14 protein-coding genes are annotated in these 19417 nt (G+C 38.2%); 5 read left to right on the forward strand and 9 right to left on the reverse strand.

Annotated elements, in window-relative coordinates:
* The coding region (locus RLO81_RS01790) for a fasciclin domain-containing protein (protein WP_350106351.1) at positions 1-894 on the reverse strand (894 nt) is incomplete at its 3' end.
* A 128-nt stretch (positions 895-1022) separates the two neighbouring features.
* Positions 1023-2132, reverse strand: coding sequence for a tetratricopeptide repeat protein (locus tag RLO81_RS01795; protein ID WP_350106354.1), 1110 nt, complete (start codon positions 2130-2132; stop codon positions 1023-1025).
* A gap of 222 nt (positions 2133-2354) precedes the next feature.
* Here RLO81_RS01795 and RLO81_RS01800 point away from each other — a divergent pair, with 222 nt between their 5' ends.
* Positions 2355-3449, forward strand: a complete 1095-nt coding sequence (locus tag RLO81_RS01800) for an amidohydrolase family protein (RefSeq protein WP_350106357.1) — start codon at positions 2355-2357, stop codon at positions 3447-3449.
* Positions 3450-3554: 105 nt separating this feature from the next.
* Complete coding sequence (locus tag RLO81_RS01805) at positions 3555-3722, forward strand: hypothetical protein (protein ID WP_350106359.1); 168 nt, start codon at positions 3555-3557, stop codon at positions 3720-3722.
* Between the two features lie 12 nt (positions 3723-3734).
* On the opposite strand, the gene ppk2 (RLO81_RS01810) is transcribed toward RLO81_RS01805, so the two are convergent.
* Positions 3735-4541: a polyphosphate kinase 2 gene (gene ppk2 / locus RLO81_RS01810; protein WP_350106362.1), complete on the reverse strand. Its 807-nt coding sequence runs from the start codon at positions 4539-4541 to the stop codon at positions 3735-3737.
* The gene (gene ppk2, locus RLO81_RS01815; protein ID WP_350106364.1) at positions 4534-5388 is read right to left on the reverse strand and encodes a polyphosphate kinase 2; all 855 of its coding nucleotides are present in this window, start codon (positions 5386-5388) and stop codon (positions 4534-4536) included. The genes ppk2 (RLO81_RS01810) and ppk2 (RLO81_RS01815) overlap by 8 nt, the downstream gene beginning before the upstream one ends.
* A 349-nt stretch (positions 5389-5737) precedes the next feature.
* Here ppk2 (RLO81_RS01815) and RLO81_RS01820 point away from each other — a divergent pair, with 349 nt between their 5' ends.
* The 3 genes from RLO81_RS01820 (at position 5738) to RLO81_RS01830 (ending at position 9077) form a co-directional block, all read left to right on the forward strand.
* On the forward strand, positions 5738-6817 hold the full coding sequence (locus tag RLO81_RS01820; protein ID WP_350106367.1) for a hypothetical protein: 1080 nt from the start codon (positions 5738-5740) through the stop codon (positions 6815-6817).
* Positions 6818-6882: 65 nt separating this feature from the next.
* On the forward strand, positions 6883-8190 hold the full coding sequence (locus RLO81_RS01825; RefSeq protein WP_350106370.1) for a hypothetical protein: 1308 nt from the start codon (positions 6883-6885) through the stop codon (positions 8188-8190).
* A 50-nt stretch (positions 8191-8240) separates the two neighbouring features.
* Positions 8241-9077 carry a hypothetical protein gene (locus RLO81_RS01830; protein ID WP_350106373.1) on the forward strand — a complete coding sequence of 279 codons (837 nt, stop codon included), beginning with the start codon at positions 8241-8243 and terminating at the stop codon, positions 9075-9077.
* A 92-nt stretch (positions 9078-9169) separates the two neighbouring features.
* Here RLO81_RS01830 and RLO81_RS01835 read toward each other — a convergent pair whose 3' ends face one another.
* From RLO81_RS01835 to RLO81_RS01855, 5 genes are read right to left on the reverse strand one after another with little or no spacing between them, the layout of a single operon-like run.
* Positions 9170-9799, reverse strand: coding sequence for a 2OG-Fe(II) oxygenase (locus RLO81_RS01835; RefSeq protein WP_350106376.1), 630 nt, complete (start codon positions 9797-9799; stop codon positions 9170-9172).
* Between the two features lie 55 nt (positions 9800-9854).
* Positions 9855-12233, reverse strand: a complete 2379-nt coding sequence (locus RLO81_RS01840) for an ABC transporter permease (protein ID WP_350106379.1) — start codon at positions 12231-12233, stop codon at positions 9855-9857.
* Between the two features lies 1 nt (position 12234).
* The gene (locus RLO81_RS01845) at positions 12235-14619 is read right to left on the reverse strand and encodes an ABC transporter permease (protein ID WP_350106382.1); all 2385 of its coding nucleotides are present in this window, start codon (positions 14617-14619) and stop codon (positions 12235-12237) included.
* Between the two features lies 1 nt (position 14620).
* A complete protein-coding gene (locus RLO81_RS01850) occupies positions 14621-16987 on the reverse strand; it encodes an ABC transporter permease (RefSeq protein ID WP_350106385.1) in 2367 nt (788 codons plus the stop codon).
* A 9-nt stretch (positions 16988-16996) separates the two neighbouring features.
* On the reverse strand, positions 16997-19417 hold the full coding sequence (locus RLO81_RS01855) for an ABC transporter permease (protein WP_350106388.1): 2421 nt from the start codon (positions 19415-19417) through the stop codon (positions 16997-16999).

Here is a 19417-nt window from a genome sequence, read left to right on the forward strand (position 1 = left end):
TGACACACTAGCACCATCCACATTCACGGTTAACATTTCGCCCTGTAGTGTTTCCAACATCATTCCATCAGATAGATCGTGTGAAAAAGCTACTGAAGGTACCACATGGTATTGTAATACTGCAGAAACTGTTGCTGCACCTAGTCGATCAATCAACCCATTTAAGTCTGATACTCCGTATTCAGCTAAAAGCTGCGCAAATGCTTCATTTGTTGGACCAAATACCGTAATAGCTTCTGCGCCAGTGAGCGTTCCGCTCAAGTCAGCTGCTGTTACTGCATCTAGCAAGGTAGAAAGTCCTGCATCGGTAGCTGCCTGAACAACTGATGGGAATGTTAATGTAGGTAACAACACCCCGTCAATTACATGAACAACACCATTGTCAATGGCAACATCAGCTGCAACTACGTCAAAAGTATTGCCTGCTGCATCTGTCACAGAAACTCCATCTGCCGTTTTCGTTACTGTCAGACTTTGTCCGCTTAAGGTGGTGAATTCCTGCTCACCATCCACCAAATTGTTAGAGAAGGCCACGGCAGGCACTACATGAAAACCTAATACCACTTCCAAGTTTTCTATACCACCAATTTCCGTTACCAGTTGATCTAAATTGTCAACATCCAATGCCGTTAATAAATTAGAGAAGGCCGTGTTGTTGGGCGCGAAAACTGTAATTTCTGAAGCTGATTCCAAATCTGCTCCGATACCGGCTGCTGTCACAGCATCTAAAAGCGTTGTTAGGCCCGCATCTGTTGCTGCAGTAGTTAATGACGGATTCATAACGTTGTTGTTATCATCATCGTCATCATCGCACGATGTGGCTACCATCGCAAACAAAGTTAAGCCGAACAATAGACGTAAAAATTTCGAGTTTACTAACATTCTATTTTTCATGTTTTTTAAAGTTTAATGTTTGAGGTAAAAACTTAAACAACAGGAAAGAGTTAGCCTGGAAATGAGTGAATGGCGCTTTTTTCAGCGTGAAATGCTGAATTATAAAAGTGAATGGTAGTGAATCTGAACTATTTACACAGCTCTTTAATAGAATCTTTAGCCTCTTCAGAACCTAGTTCTACAGCGGTATTTAAATCTAAACAACCATCGTAGTTATCACCCATGTTTATTTTAGCCAACCCACGCTGATGAAACGTCTCGGGGTCTTGAGGGTACAACTCAATAGAGAATGAATAATCTTTTACTGCACCTTTGTAATCTTCTTTAGCAGCTTTGGAAAGCGCGCGATTATCATAGTATACAGGGTTGTATGGATCTAACTCAATGGCACTGTTGTAATCAGCAATGGCATTGTCATAATCTTCCAGGTTGTAATAGATGACTCCGCGAAGGTTATAGGTATCCGGATCTTCTGAATATAATTCAATGGATTTTGAATAATCGGCTAAAGCCCCTTCAAAATCTTCTTTATCTGTTTTAGCTAATGCCCTGTTTTCATACATTACAGGATCTTTAGCTTCCATAGAAATTGCCTTATCATAATCTTTAATGGCCTCATCTATCTGCCCAATACCATACTTTGCCACTCCTCTGAAATTGTAAGAATCCGCACTGCTGCCATCTAGCTCTATAGCTTTATTATAATCATCGATGGCACTGATGTACTCTTCTAATTCTGCCTTTATTACCGCTCGGTTAAAATATTTGTCAGCATCCTTTGGGTCTAATTCAATGGCTTTAGAGAAATCAAAATACGCGCCTTGCAAATCTTCAATATTGTATTTGGCAAAGCCACGGTTATTATACGCTTCCGCTGATTTTGGATCATGCTTTATCGCTTTATCAAAGTCTTCAATAGCACCATAATCATCGCCTAAATTAAATTTTGCTTCGCCTCGGTTATTTAATGCGTCTGAATAGGTGGAGTCTAATTCTAATGCAAAATTGTAATCGCCAATGGCTCCATAGAAATCACCCAGTTGATTTTTTGCATATCCACGTTTATTTAACACCTCTTTGTTATTTGCATTGGAATTAAGATAAGCACTAAGCTCAGCTACAGCTTCTTTATATTTACTATTATCAATTTTTCCATTCGCTGATTTAAGCACTTCTTCTGCTGATTGAGCAAACAAAAAGGTCGGAAGACAGATAAACAGTGTAGCTATGATTCTCATGTGGTTAAGATTCGTTTGAATGGTACCAAATATAACGATGAAGTGCGGTATTATTAAAAACCTTCACGGATATTAGTCGTAACTAAGATTTTATATTTATTAAAACATGTTGTCAATATAAAAAATATAGGTCATGCTGAGGTGACGAAGCATCTTTCTAAGCTTTTATGGCATAATTTACTTAGTAAGATGCCTCCTGTGTCGGCATGACAATTAGAATCTATGAAAAACTACCACCCATTACTACTCGCATTTTTTATTTCAGTAAACTGTTTTGCTCAGGAAACAAAAATAATGGATTGGGAAAAATATGATCCGCCTTCCACTTTAGTGGTTCCTGAACATGAAGTAAAAAGAGCTAAATTCCCTTTTATTGATGTGCATAACCATCAGTTTTCTATGCCAACACAAGATTTAGATGAGTTGGTAGAAGAAATGGATAAGTTGAATATGGCCGTGATGGTGAACCTTAGCGGAAGAGGAAGGGGTAGTGATGAACATTTGAAAGGCTGTTTAGATAATGTGAATGACAATGCTCCTAACCGATTTATCATTTTCACCAATATCAGTATCGGAACAATTAATGAGCCTAATTGGACAGAAAACACTGTAAAACAAATTGAAAACGATGTGAAGTTAGGCGCCAATGGCCTGAAAATATATAAAAGCCAGACCATGGCAGAAGTAGATGGCAAGCGCATTAGCATCAATGACCCAAGAATTGACCCCGTTTGGGCCAAGTGTGGAGAATTAGGAATACCAGTGCTCATTCACGCAGCTGACCCTAAACCTTTTTGGGATGAACATGATGAGAACAATGAGCGATGGTTGGAATTAAAAGTTAGGCCTGGCAGAAAAAGAGCAGATGATAATCCTGCTCCATGGGAAACCATTATTGCCGAACAGCACGACCTATTTAAGAAACACCCGAATACAAAATTTATAAATGCACATTTAGGTTGGTTTGGAAATGACCTTGCCAAGTTGGGTGAGCTGATGGATAAATACCCAAACATGTATTCTGAAATAGGAGCTGTAATTGCCGAATTAGGTCGACAGCCTAGAATGGCCAAAGCGTTTTTAACGAAGTACCAGGATCGTGTGATGTTTGGTAAAGATGCTTGGAACCCGGAAGAATACTACACTTACTTTCGAGTGTTGGAAACTGCCGATGAGTACTTCCCCTATTACAAACGCTACCATGCATTTTGGAGAATGTATGGGCTGGATCTGAGCGATGAGGTGCTCAAAAAACTGTATTACAAGAATGCTTTGGAGGTAATTCCTAATATAGATCGGTCGTTATTTCCAGATTGAAACAGTGAATTATTTATTTGTTGATTTTCTTTTTCCATCTGAGATGGTTAAATTAAATGAGATTTTTAATTTTATTTTTTCAACTACTACTTAATTTTTTTAGCCATGACATTAGAAGACGTTCAATCCGAAATCACTGCATTAGAAGGTAAATTATCTGGCGATATGTTTGCCGATATGGAGATTAAAGACAAAATCCACAACCTTAAGATGAAGCTAAACGGCACAAAGCCGATGAACCAAAGTATTGAGTGCGAGGGCTGTGGGTCATAACAAACGTTTATTTTAAGTTATCGTATTAGTTACTTTTTCCTTGCCTTCATAAGGCACCCGATCTAGTATATGTTCTATTGCTTTAATACGGGCAATAGTTTTCTTATCAGCCTTTAATACAGTCCAGGGGTTTTGTTCAGTATTGGTATGTTCAAACATTCGTTCCTTGTAATCGGAATAAACGTCCCACAATTCCTGCGCTTTTTCATCTACTGGCGATAACTTCCAGCGTTTAAGCGGATTGTTTTTAATCTCCTTAAACCTTCTTGCTTGTTCCTCTTTAGTGATTGAAAAATATAATTTAATAAGAATTATCTTATCATTTGTAAGCATACTTTCAAAATGGTTTACCTCGCGTATAAACCGTTCATATTCTTCTTGCGTGCAAAACCCGTTTACAGGCTCAAGTACAGCGCGATTATACCAACTCCTATCAAAAAGAACCATTTCACCAGGGTTGGGAATGGAGCTGATATAGCGTTGAAAGTACCACTGCCCTCTTTCTTGTTCCGTAGGTTTTGGCAATGCGACCACTTTGTACTGTCTTGGATTCAAATGATGTGTTATTCGCCTAATAGCCCCTCCTTTACCTGCTGCATCTCTGCCTTCACAAAGAATACAAGCACGCTGATTCCTTTTAATGATCCATGTTTGCATCTTAATCAATTCTACTTGAAGTCTTTCCAGGTAGTCTTCATACTTTATAAACCTTAACACTTTTTCAGGATTAAGTTCACCTTTGGCCTTTACCAATAATTTTAGCGCCTCCTTAGTATTTAGCAAGAGCAAATCCTCTTCAGTAAAATTATATTTAGACATCTCCATTGCGGTTATAAATTGATCTGTGAAAACGCATAATTACATTTGGATCGGGCAACGTTCTCGTTTTTGCCTCAGATTTTCCAGTATACTCAAACTGCGACAATACATGTCTGATACTTTCTAATCTGGCAATCTTTTTATTATTAGTTTTTACAATGGTCCATGGACTAAAGGAAGTATGGGTTCGAGAAAACATATGCTCTTTATAGTATGTATACTTATCCCACAGTTCCTGACCTTTTTCGTCCACTGGACTCAATTTCCATTGTTTCAGAGGGTTGAGCCTTCGTTTATTAAACCTTTTGGATTGTTCTTCTTTATCAATTGAAAACCATAGTTTAATCAACTTCACATCATCCTCAAATAACATATGTTCAAATTCCGTGACCTGGCGCATGAACTGCTGATACTGTTTTTCTTCACAAAATCCCATGACAGGTTCTACTACTGCACGATTATACCAGCTCCTATCAAAGAATACTATTTCACCCACATTAGGCATCTGTCTAATGTATCTTCTAAAGTACCATTGCCCCATCTCTAACTGGGTGGGTTTAGTTAAAGCTACTACACGCATCGCACGAGGATTTAAATGTTCGGCAAACCGTTTAATAGTGCCCCCCTTTCCTGCAGCATCCCGACCCTCAAAAATGATCGCTACCCGATGCGAATGCTCCTGAACCCATCTTTGGAGCTTTACCAGCTCTATTTGTAATTTTTCAATTTGACTATCATAGCTGATGTCAAAGTCAATTTTCTTGAGATTATGCCCCCTTTCTGTCAATAAGTTCCTTAACTCAAGAGAAGTAGAGGCATTTTCAAAATCTTGCTTATTTAAAATCATAGTCAATAATACATTGTTGCAGAACAAACAATTGAAGTTGTAGATTTTCTACAATCCCAGCCTTGCCGTATGTCAAGTTAATAACTGATCTTTACGTTATTCTAATTTTCGTAGTGCCAACCAAATTAATGGTTTTATTATAAAAAGACTTTATGAGAAAATGTTCTTGTTTTAACATGATACACTGCTGCGTGTGTTTAAGAAGCACATTCTAAATTCATGCCCAGCATAATTGATTGATTACCGGCACCCCAACAAAATTGGTTTTGAATTATGACTTGATTAACTTCCATCTGAGCTCTTAGCTCGTTTTTGTGCAAAAGTGTTAACATTAAATCTCCTCTGAAAGATGAAAAATCTATTTAAAATATTATTCCTACTATTCTTTAGTCTACAAGCCTGTGATGAGGATGACAGCCCAGAAACTACCGTGACTGACCCTGTAGTACCCGTAGAAAAGGGCAATAGGGAATTTGGTATAAACATGTCGAATAGTGTTTTGGGCTTTGAAGCTTCGTTTGCTGAGGCACAAAAAGCAGGAATTGAAGTGCTAGAATTAAATATACCATGGAATGCCATAGAAACGGCTGAAGGCGTATATCAAGATCCGTTTGGTTTGCTTCAAGCCACTTCATATTACGGCTCAAACAATATTAAAGTGTCATTCAGTCTGGCTGTTATAAATACAGTACGATGGGAAGTACCTACGTATCTGGAAAGTACTGCACCGGATTCCCCAGAGTTTATTAATGCCTTTAACAATATGGTGGATTATTTTGTGAATGAAGTTCCTGACAATGTGGATCTGCATAGTATTAGTGTTGGAAATGAAATAGACTTGGTGCTTGAAGGCGCGGATAATTGGAATGCCTACACTGCATTTTATCAAGCCGCTAAAAATCATATTTCAACGAATTATCCCAGTATAAAAGTAGGTGTAAAAACTACAGTTACAGGAGGGTTATTTGGCGATGAAAAGGATGAAATCGTTAACATCAATCAGTTTAGTGACGTGATTATGCTTAATTATTATCCGCAGAATCAAAATTTTGAAGTTAAATCTCCTGAAGCTGTATTTGACGATTTTGAAGAAATGATTTCCAACTTTCCAAACGATGATATTTGGATTACAGAAATTGGGTACCAGTCAGGTGAAGAGTTTTGTAAGAGTAGTGAAGCTAAACAGGCAGAATTCTACCAAAACATGTTTACAGCCTGGGACACTTACAAAAACAACATAAGTTTTATTGTGATAAACTGGTTGCACGATCAGTCGCCAGAACAAATTGACGTCTGGAAGGATTATTATGGAGATGACCCTGGCCTTGTAGAATACTTATCTACACTCGGCTTGAGAAACTATAATGGCACGGATAAAGAAGCCTGGGTTCAGGTATTGGAAGAAGCAAACGCCAGAGGTTGGGAGTAACTCTTAATAAAGAGATTCAAAAATCTTCTTAATATCGTAATTACGATTTAAATACTTTATTGAACATGAAAAAACTACTTCCTATTGCCTTTTTATCCGTTCTACTCATTTCCTGCAGCACTCAAGAGAAACCGATTTCTATGGATACTCTGGCTGTGAAATACGTGAAACTCGTATTAGAAATTGGCCAATACAATAGCGATTTTGTTGACGCTTACTATGGCCCAGAAGAGTGGAAACCAACTGGTAAAAAATTAGATAGCATTCCTATAAAAGAATTTATTTCTCGCGCTGAGGGATTGATGCAATCTGTTTCTGAAATTGATGTAAAAGATAGCTCTGCTTTGCTTAAAGGTAGAAAGGCCATGTTTACAAAACAGCTGACTGCCATTAAAACCAAGCTAGAGATGATAGCCGGAAAAACCTATGACTTCGACAAAGAAGCGCAACTACTCTATGATGCCGAGCCTCCACATTATACGGAAGAACATTTTGATCAACTACTTAGCAAATTAGATAGTCTGGTGCCGGGCGAAGGTTCTTTAACAGAACGGTTTAATGAGTTTGCCAATGAGTTTATCATTCCAAAAGATAAGCTTGATACTGTTTTCAGAGTGGCTATCGCTGAGGCTAGAAAAAGAACGCTAGCCAATGTTGCCCTTCCTGAAAATGAAAACTTTATGTTGGAATACGTAACCGGTAAAAATTGGTCTGGTTACAATTACTATCAGGGCAATTTTGAGAGTCTAATTCAGATCAATGTTGATCATCCTATTTACATAGAGCGGGCGATAGATTTGGCCTGCCATGAGGGTTATCCCGGGCATCACGTATTTAATGCGTTGCTCGAAAAGAATTTGGTGGTAGATAAGGGCTGGAAAGAATTCTCTGTTTATCCATTATTCTCACCGCAATCTTTAATAGCAGAAGGCAGTGCTAACTTTGGAATAGAAGTAGCATTTCCCGGAAAGGAGCGAGTAGATTACGAAAAGAATGTGTTGTTCCCTCTTGCCGGACTCGACAGCACTAAAGCTGACTTATACTATAAGGTTTTGGACATTAAAGGGAAGCTAAATTACGCAGGCAATGAGGCGGCTCGTAACTATTTAAATGGCAAAATAACAAAAGAAGAAGCTGCCAAATGGTTAGAAAAATATTCTCTCAGTACTCCGGAAAGAGCCTTACAGCGAACCGGTTTTTTCGACCAGTATAGAAGCTATGTGATAAACTATAATTTAGGGAAGGATATAGTGGCCAATTATGTGGAAGCGAATGGTGGCACAGCAGACAACCCCAAAAAACGCTGGGATATTTTTAAAGAGTTGCTAAGCAACCCGAAAACGGCTAGTGATTTGAGGGTGGAAGGGGATTGATATTAAATAAAGATGCTTGTTAGCGAATTATTAGGGATAACCAGCACTACATGAAGAAAATCATCATAACACTATTATTGACAACGTCTATTATAGCATATAGCCAAGACGACTTACCGGAGGGGCACGAACAATTCATGATGACTCATTTTAACAATATAGAATTGGCTTCAAAGATGTTGGCTTATGATCACGTTGCTTGGGTAAGTTCTGACAGCATCTTGACACTTTCAAAAAAGGAACTGAATACCTATGGAGGCCAATGGTTCTGTTATTTAGATTCTGTAGGCATATATCATGCTCTTTATGGTGCATTCGACTCAACTTACACATTAACAGCACATTACCTCGTGGACTCTACAACATTTGAAGTCTACCGCACTTTTGAACCCTTTGATACGGTACTTGCAGTTCAATATTCAAAAGCATACAACATAGCATTGTCAAGAAAAAAAGAATTTTTAGGTCCAGAAGATAAACTTAGGTACAATCACTTCATCTTTCGAACTGATACAACAGTCAATGTTCACTTTTTACCTGCCTTTCAACCAAATGGATACATGATTTATGGTGCGGAACAACATTACACTTTAGATGCTAATGCAACGACAATAATTGATACAGTAGAATATTTTAATGAGTACAGAGGATATCAAGCAACACCTAATAAAGAAATAACGATAGCATATGAAGATTTAGACTATAATCCTTTGGGAGCTGTCTTCTTCCTTATGTATTATGAACAATACTTTAAATCAATTCTAATTCTAACTAAGAACTATGTTTCAACTTTCATCAATGAAAAGAAGAATGAAGGAAGCTGGATACATGTTGTTCGAACAACTCCGAAAGAGAAGAAGAAAAGGAATAAGAAAGACAATCCCTAACACTTGCTAGCACGAATGATACAACTGTCAGTTTACAAAGTTCAGAGAGAACATCGGATGTTAATATAGCGCATATAAACTTCACTATACGACTACCCTAAAAAACTCAACTCAATATACTGATCGAGCATCCAACCTGTAAGGCTGTATCGGTGTGCATGGCTAAGTAACACTTCATGTTCTACTACATCACTTCTAAAGCAGGCCAATCTTCCGGCAATGGGTGCAACATCGATATTACCATCTGGTAAATAGAGACGTAGTTCTCCACCATGCTCTGGCTTCCAATCCTGATTTAAGTAACAGATGAACGAAATTTTGCGATGGTCGCTCGTAGTAAACTGATCTAAATGCCGCTTGTAAAAAGCTCCGGGAGGATAAATAGTAAAGTGTGCTTCGTATTCCTTAATCCCTAAAAAGCAGGTACGGTTTAAGTAGTTCTTTACCTCATCAATTTTACTTAGAAATTCTTGCACTGCCGGTCTGGCATTGTCTTCATCAATCCATTTAATGAGATCCTTTCTCACAGATTTATCTACTTCCTGATTAACAGACGCTCCAATAGCAGCTTGTTTAAATCGCCCCTTTTCCCGATGAATATCAAAAACATTCAAAATTGCCTCCACTTGTTCCGTAGAAAGAAAGTCATCGATTATCGCATAATCGCTGGTAGCCAATTGATCCGCAATTTGCTCCAGCAGGTGTTCATTCACATTATTCATTCTGTCAAAGAATAATTGTGTGAATTACGATTATTTTATCAATTAAATGATGTTTTTACTCTTCTTTTAATATGGATGCCGGATTAGCGTTAGCAGCACTAAACGACTGAAAAAATACAGATAGTAGTGCAATGCACAATGCAATGATCATTGCCACAACAAAAATATCAAGCCCTAAGGAAGTTCTGTTGACAAAATCACCCAGCCATAAATTAGCTGCATAGTAGGCAACCGGCCAGGCAACTAGATTGGAAATGGCTACAAGTTTTACATAATCTTTGGCTAGTAAAGAAGATATCCCACGCACAGTGGCACCCAAAACTTTACGTATTCCTATTTCCTTTCTTCGTTGTGTTGCTGAATAAGAGGCCAGACCAAAAATTCCAAGACTGGCAATAAATATGGAGATGAATGCGAAGAACTGGAAAAGCTTGCCCTGTAATTGCTCATCTTCATAAAGTTGGTTAAGCATGTCATCCAGAAATTTGTAATTGGCTTCGAATGGAACATATTTAGTCCACTCTGTTTGAATTAAGTTAGCAACGGTTTTAACATCAGAGCCTGCGGCTACCCTAATCGACATTAAACTTGGCCAATCAGCCATTTGAATGGCTAAAGGTTCGATATTACTTTTAAGTGAACCAAAATAATAATCATTAACAACGCCTATCACATTTCTGTAGGTGCTATCACCAAATGTCATATACATCTTTTTTGAAATTGCTTCTTCTGGAGTCCATCCTAATTCATGAGCTGCCGTTTCATTAATCATGATAGCTTCCGACTTATCAGAAGGAAAATCCTCGGAAAAATTTCTACCAGCTACTATTTCCAGGTCATAGGTGGAAATATAGTGTTCATCCGTAAACAACGTTCTAATTCTGGGTTGTTCTTCAAGTCCTTCCACCTTCACCTCATAGGTATCATGAAAACCGCCAGGGTAGCCGGATGAGATGGTTACATCTTTAATAGCCGTATTGGCTAGAAGGCCATTTTTAAACGCATCAATTTTTTGATTGATCTCATTATAATTTAGCTCTATTAGAACTATTTCATCCTTTTTAAAACCGAGGTCTACATTGTTAATATGATATAACTGCCGCCCTATTACAATGGTGAATATGATAAGGAAAACAGAAATGGAGAACTGCAGAATAACCAATATTTTTCGAATACTTAGCCCTCCATTTGAAGAAAGAAACTTTCCTTTTAATACCGCAGCTGGTTTGAAAGAAGACAATACCATAGCAGGATAGACTCCTGAAATTAATCCAGTTAAAACAATCGTTGAACCTGCCAAAGCCATCAATAGCACTATATTTCTTTCTGGCTCAAGTTCAAGAGAAAAAACTGAGTTAAAAATTGGAAGTGTAATTTCAGTGATCATAAAAGCCAAAAGAACAGCAATAAACGCAATGCCCATTGACTCCATGAAAAACTGAAGGATGAGTTGCCTTTTTGAAGAACCTAAGGTTTTGCGAACGCCCACTTCTTTTGCTCGCTGAATTGATTTAGCCGTTGCCAGGTTCATGAAATTAATACAGGCGATAATAAATATAAACAGGCCTATGGCGGAGAAAATATATACTGTTTGAATGTTACCATGCAAGACCCTGTCGTATCGGACCTCAGGCTGAAAGTAGATGTCTTTTAAGGGCTGCAACGTTATGTCAATTCTGTTTTGCATTTTGTTAAAATGCTCACCGAAATACTTATCCATAAATGCAGGGAATTGGGCTTCCAGATTGTCCCGATTGGTATTTTCGTTTAATACCACATAGGTATTTAGCCCGTTAGACCACCAGTTAGTCATCCAGCCTAAGTTTCTTAATGGGGTAAAGTTGGCAACAGCATCAAACTTCAAATGAGATTTTGCGCGTAAGTCGTCAAAAACACCTGTTATCACATAATCAAGCTTATTATCTACCTTAATTATTTTGTTAATTGGGTCTTCATCTCCAAAATACTTTTTAGCCATTTTCTGTGTGATAATCATGCTGTTTGGAGCTTTCAGCGCTGTTTGTCGATCACCTGTTTTTAATGGAAATGAAAAAGTTTCTAAAAAGTTAGAATCAGCAAAAGCTAATTGATCGTCTATAAAGTTCTTATCTTCATATGTAACAAGTCCGCTTACCACAAAAGCCCTGGTTGTGCGCTTAATATCTTGAGGGAAATCATTCACCAATGCTTCAGCAAAAGGGCCTGACGAAGCTCCAATTAAATACTTTTCTCCATTCATATCGCTTATTCGAAGTAAGCGGTAGGTGTTTTCTGAATTACTGTGAAAATTATCGTAACTCAGCTCCGTTTTAACGAATAAATAAATAACAAGACATACGGAAATACCCAGGGTAAGGCCTACAATATTGATAGCTGAAAACACCCTGTTTTTCCACAGATTACGAAAAGTGATTTTTATATAATTTCTTAACATATTATTCTTCCTTCAATGTTTTAACCGGATTTAAAAGGGCTGCTTTAATAGAATTAAAACTGATCGTAAACAGCGCCATGCCTACAATAACCAATGTAGATACCATAAAAGCCAGCCAAGGTATATCGATTCGATATTCAAAATTTTGAAGCCACTGCTGTATGCCTAAATAGGCTAAAGGATAGGCAATGATGTTGGCGATCAATACAATTTTTAAAAAGTCTTTATTGAGCAGCATGGCTATATCAAAAACTGTTGCTCCTAGAACTTTTCGAATACCAATTTCAGGCAATCGTTTAGAAACTGTATAAGCAACTAATCCTAACAAACCGAGACAAGCAATGAATAAAGCGAGCACAACAAAGAGAGTGAATACTTTTACAAATCGCTCTTCGGCCATATAAAGATTATACAGATTATCTTCTAAAAATGAATACCTGAACTCCCTATTGGATTCAAATTCATTCCAAACACTTTCTATATAATCAATGGACTGACTTAGCCGATCTCCTTTCACTTTTACGGACATCCAACTAGTAGAAGTTGGGTCAACCACAAATACCATGGGTTTGATTCTATTATGAACTGTTTCGAAGTGAAAGTCATTCACTACACCCACTACATGTGCATTAAACCACGATTCAATTGGTTTATCCAGTGCATCATCAAGGTTTTGAAAGCCAAACACTTTGGCCGCTGATTCATTCAGAATTACAGCCGAACTATCGGAAGCAATCTCTTGATTAAAACCTCTACCCGCAATAATCTCGGCTTCAAAGTGATTGAGAAAGTTATAATCAACAAAAATGTTACTCAATCGGGCTTCTTCCATCTTACCATTTACATCGATTCTGTAATACTCGCCACTATTGATATCCACACCTAACCTTCGGCTTGAAGTGGTTACGCTGGCAATTCCCGGATGTTCGTTCAGCTTATTTTTGAATGTTTCTATTCTTTGGCTGATTGCCTGTGTAGGCGGCAGAACAATGTTTTGTTCAACCTGCACTCCTAAATTCTTACTTCTCAAAAAGTTGAGTTGATTGTAAACAACAATGCTACCGATGATTAGCACAGAACTCAGTATAAACTGAAAAAGCACTAATGCTTTTCTTAAGGTATTCGGAGTTTTATCATTGCTACCTCCTGACTTCAACACCTTAGCAGGATTAAATGAAGAAATGTAAAGAGCAGGATAGCTCCCAGAGAAAATACCTAAGATCAATCCAAATGAAATAAATGACATGAGAAGCTTGGGGTCATTGAGTATATCAATCTGAACATTCACCCCTAAAGAGCTTTCTAATTGAGCTGCAGCTAATTCAGCGATTAAACCGCCAAGTAAGAGCGCCAAAAAACTGGTTATTACGGCCTCTCCTAAAAACTGTAGTATTATTTGGCTACGAGCGGCCCCTACTGATTTTCGAATAGAAATTTCTTTGCTGCGGTTCATCGCACGGGCGGTACTCATATTCATGTAATTAACTGATGCCAATAAAACCAATATGATACCTACAACAGAAAATATATACACATAAATAATGTTGCTATTGGCTTCAATTTCACTGTTGATATTGGAATGGAGATTGATTTTCTCCATAGGGAAAGCGAAGAATTTAATGTTATAGTCTTTAAAAAGTCTGTCACTAAAATCTGCAAGCTGCTGGTTGAAATCATCTCCACTAAGTGCTTGCGGAAGTCTGACATATGTATACTGAGAATCCCAGCCCCAAGATTCAAAAATAGATTCTGGGTAGAATTCTCTGGATGTGCCCATTGCAACCATAAAATCAATGTGAAAATGGCTAGCCACAGGCATATCTTTCATTACACCAGAAATTACCATAGGCATGTCTCTATCACCAAAAGGTTCTTGAACCAACATATCTTTACCCAGAACATTTGTAGAGCCAAAGTACTTTAAGGCCATCGATTCAGAGATTACCAGGCTATTCGGTTGATCAAGAACACTTGTTTTTGAGCCAGAAATAAGATGAAAGGTGAAGAATTCAAAGAATAGGGAATCAGCAAAAGCTATTCGCTCTTCCATTACTTTCTTGCCATTGGCAGTTACTTCACCATCATACAATCTGCTGAACTGAATTACTTCTTCCAAATCTGGAAAATCCACTCTCAGTTGTTCTGCTACTGGAAAACCAGTGGTAGCAATCACTTTTTTACCTGACCCAAGATCAACATCGAAACCAACCCGATAAATTTGATCACTATTTTTGTGGAATCTATCAAAGGATAATTCCTGAGTTACATAGGCATAAATGAACAACGCACCTGCCAAGCCAATACTCAACCCACCAATATTTATTAATGAATAGACTTTGCCTTTATAAAGGTTTCTAAGAGCTATTTTTATATAATTTTTAAGCATTTTAATCTTCTTTTAGTGATTCTACCGGGTTGGTTATACCAGCTTTTAAGGCATGATAAGACACCGTTAAAAAGGCAATAATCAATGAGCCCAAAATGGCCATGAGAAACGTATCTACACCTATTTGAGTCCGATAGGCAAAATCTTCGAGCCAATCTTTCATACTAAACCATGTAAGTAAAATTGCCGGGATAGCAGCAATTCCAACTAACAATAAATATTTTTTGGAGAACGAGGTGATGATCCGTAATACGGATGCACCCAAGACTTTGCGAATGGCTATTTCCTTGGTTTTTAGCATAACGCTGAACGAGGCAAGGGAATACAAACCGAGACAAGCAATAAGTATAGCAAAATACATGGCGTAGGAAAGTACGTCTGCTACGCTTTCTTCAGTTGCGTATAATTCTGAAAATTGTTCGTCAGGGAAATAGTATTCATACTCCTGACCAAAATCCATTTTCTCCCAGGTTTGGGCAATAGTTGCTAATGATTCAGATCTTGATTCAGCATACAACTTCACAGAAACATATCGGTAATTTCTGGCGCTATCACCACCATAATAATGAACTAATGGTGCTACAGGATTGCGTAGCGACTGGATGTTAAAATTTTCAACAACCCCTAAAATGTCTATCTCTTCCCTGCTTCTTGGAAATAGCAATTTATTACCTTCAATGGTTTCCCAGCCCAGTTGATCCATTGCCGCCCTATTAATAATGGCACCATGCTGAAAATCATTTTCAGACCCTTGAATAAAGTTTCTGCCTTCTATAATATCAATACCATAAGTGCTGAAAAATGCATGATCCACAACGGCAGTTTGCCAATCTAGCGGTGTAATGTTTTCCTGCCCTTTCGGTAAAAACAGAGAAAATGATCTTGAATAGTTGCCGGGTACTGCATTTGAGCCAGCAACATCAACAACTCCCGAAATATTTCTTAGTTCATTTTTAAATGATACTATTCTGGGCATTGCAGCGGTAGGATCTTCAAAATCCCTTAGCGAAATGGGTATCACCATCACATTTTGCTGGTCAAAATTGAGATCATGCGATTTCATAAAATTGATCTGTTGCATGATTACCCCTACAGAACTCATAAGTGCAATGGCAAGAACAAACTGAATTCCCACCAACAAGTTTCTTACACCCATTTTGCCGGCCATGCTCTTCGTTTTAAGAATGTTCACTATTCTTAGATTAGATACAAAAAGGGCCGGGTAAAATCCTGATAATACTCCAATAACCACCACAAGTACAAGCACCGTGGCAATGGATGCCAGAGTATAGATTATATCTAACTCCATGGCTATAAGCTCATTAAATTTTGGGAGAAATAGCTCTGCCATAAGGCCACCAAGCACCAATGCCACAAAACTCATTATTAAGGATTCACTTAAAAACTGTGCGGTCAGGCTCGATTTTTTTGCTCCCAGCACTTTACGAACGCCTACTTCTTTTTTGCGCAAAAGACTTTGGGCGGTTGCCAGATTAGCAAAATTAATGATGGCTATTAAAAGAATTACAAGGGCCACTAGTAGCATAATATGAGCATAGATGCTCTGGCCTGAAGTAATCAAATCGTAATATCCACTGATAGGTAAAATTAAGAAATTGCCTTGTTCCTCCTCTGAAACGTATTTTTCCATTAACACATTTAACTGTCCTTTTAGTGCATCAACATCAGCATCGTTTCTCAACTTAATAAATGACAAACAGAACGAACCTCTCCAATGATCTTCGCCAATCCAGGCAGTAATCATCTCATCTCTTAATGGTGCAATACATTCAAATTGAAAGGAAGAATTACTTGGTATTTCATCTAGCACCCCGGTAACAACTCTATCGGCATTAAATCCAAATTGTAGGTTTTTACCGATCGGGTCTTCTTCGCCAAAGAATTTGTCCGCGACTTCCTTACTAATTACAATTGAATTAGGGTCGTCTAAGGCAGTGGCAGGATCTCCGGCAATAAAAGGAAAACTGAAAACATCAAAATAATTTGAATCTGCATAAGTGAGTCGTTGCTCAAATCGTACATCACCTTTAGCAACCCAGGTATTACCAACGCCCACCATTCTGGTGCCTTGCTCTATGGAAGGGAACTCCTGCTTTGCTACTTCCACCAAGGGGTACCAGGTATCATTCACATCCAACCTTCCATTTTCCAGCGGCCTGTCTCGGTACATGAAATAAATCTGATCGGAATCATTATAAAACTGATCATAGGTGAGCACAGATTGGGCGTAAATCATGATTAGAATGGTAATAGCCATGCTACCCGCCAAACCAATGATATTGATAAATGAATACTCCTTGTGTTTAAGAATATTTCTGATTGCTATTTTGATGTAGTTTCTGATCATGATTTTTGATTATTGTTCTCTTAAGGCCTTTACAGGATTTGATTGGGCAGATTTTAGGGTTAAAAAGATTATCGTACCAATCGAAATTGTCAATAAGGCCAATCCAGATATCATGTAAATCAGAAATCCTTGGTCAATACGGTAGGTGAAGTTGTTCAGCCAGCTATCCATGATTAACCAAGTGAGTGGAATAGCAATACATATAGCTATGCCAAGCATTACCACGAATTCTCTCAATAGCAGGCCAAGGATTCTCCCTACAGAAGCACCAAGTACTTTTCTGATTCCAATTTCTTTGGTTCGTTTAGCAAAACTCAATGTTGCCATTCCAAATAAGCCGAAACATGCAATCAGTATCGCCACGATAGAAAATGCGGTGAATACCTGAGCCGTTTGCTGCTCATTATGGTATTGGCTATCCAGGTTAGAAGCCAGGATAGAATATTCAAAACCAAATCGATCTTCAAATTGCCTCCATACCTGTTCTACCTGAGCCATGGTACCTGATAGATCAGGGCTATTTATCTTCAATATCAGCTCATTAAAACCCATACCCATGTAAAACAGAAGTGGTCTAATTGGCTCATGTAAAGAGTTGTAATTAAAATCTTTGACAACACCTATAATTTGGCCTTTAGCGGGAGGTGCGCCATTATTGTCCCAGTCCCAGGTTAGTTCTTGGCCAATGGGATCCTCAAGATTTAATTGCTTTGCTGCTGTTTCATTAATGATGAAACCCCCGGAATCAGCTGGATTAAGAGGAGAAAATGCACGGCCATATGAAAACCCGATTGACAGCACTTCAAATATTTTTTGATCAACAATTATCTCCGAAGCATCGACTGAGTTATTAGGGTCCTGAGTCAGAAATATAGCATTTTGATTGAACTGCTTCCCTGGCACATTAGATGCAGCACTTACTTTCACGACTCCTTCCACGTTTTCAAGCTCATTTTTCAATGCTTCAAAATTCTGTAGTAACCCATAATTTTTAAGAGGTACAACTACTACGCTCTGGGGATCATATCCCAAATCTTTATTCGACAGTAAATCAATCTGATTGTAGATAACTAAGCTTCCTGAGAGCAAACACATGGAAATGATAAATTGTAAAACGGTGAGTTGTTTTCTGAAAAACGCCCCCTTTGGTGTTTGTTTATCACCCTTTAAGCTACTTACCGGATTTAGTGACGACATAAAATAGGCTGGATAAACTCCTGATATTAAACCGGTAAACAAAGCAGAGCCAACTAATATCAATATCAAATAGACATGTTGAAAATAGTCTATGGAAAGTTCTTTCCCCGAAACTGAGTTGAACCAAGGGAGTAACACCTCTGCCAATAGTCCTGCTATTAGCATTGATAATATTGAAGTCAGAACCGTTTCTGTTAGATATTGAGTTCTCAATTGTTGTCTTTGTGCTCCCAGAGATTTGCGTACCCCAATCTCCAGACTTCTTTGGGTTGACTTGGCCGTGGTGAGATTCATAAAATTGACACAAGCAATTATTAGAATTAGTATGGCAGCAGCTGTCATAATAAGCACATAACCCATGTTGCCATTAGCTTCAAGCTCCCATCTTAAGTTGGATTGCAAATGAATGTCAATCAATGGCTGCAGCTTGAAGTGGTCGCCTCGATCCAAAGCTCGTTGCAAGTCTTCGGCTGAAACGGCCACTTTCTCTTTTGCCCAGTTCATCAACTGACCTTGTAGTGCGATGGGGTCACTGCCTGATTGTAGTTTTATATAGTTAAAGTGTCCAAAGTCTGCCCAAGTGTAATATGGACTATCGGGAGAAATGGCTTTGAGTGTAACATATGAGATCAGGAAATCGAAATGGAAGTGGCTATTGACAGGTACATCTTCAAAAACTCCTTCAACAACCAACAGGTTATCACCATTATTGATGGTAAGTTGCTTACCAACGGCATCTTCTGATCCAAAATACTTATTAGCTGTACTTTCAGACAGCAATACACCTCCAACATTTCGAAGGACATGCGCTTTATCACCTGAAATTAAATTGAATGAAAAAACATCGAAAAAAGTGCTGTCAACACTTAGGACATCTGTCTCATCAAAAGTAAGGTTGTTATTGGGATTTTGAATTGAGAATGTTTGCTTGGTTAATCCGGGCCCCCAGATAGGAGATAGCGAAACTGCAGCCTTTACTTGAGAAAAATCCTTAACAAGCTCCTGTGCCATGGGGTGTGGGGTGCGAGTCTGAGGGTTTCCGCCCCACCAGGCAATTCTATAGATATCTTCTGCCTCATTATGAAACTTGTCATAGCTAAGTTCATCCTCCACGTATAGAGAGATTATCAGAACAGACGCAAGACCGATAGAAAGCCCTGTAATGGAAATCGCAGAGCTTAGTTTGTTCTTTAGGAAGTTTCTGATTGCTATTTTGATGTAGTTTCTGATCAT

It is taken from the genome of Fulvivirga sp. (genome assembly GCF_040220315.1).
Taxonomy (GTDB): domain Bacteria; phylum Bacteroidota; class Bacteroidia; order Cytophagales; family Cyclobacteriaceae; genus Fulvivirga.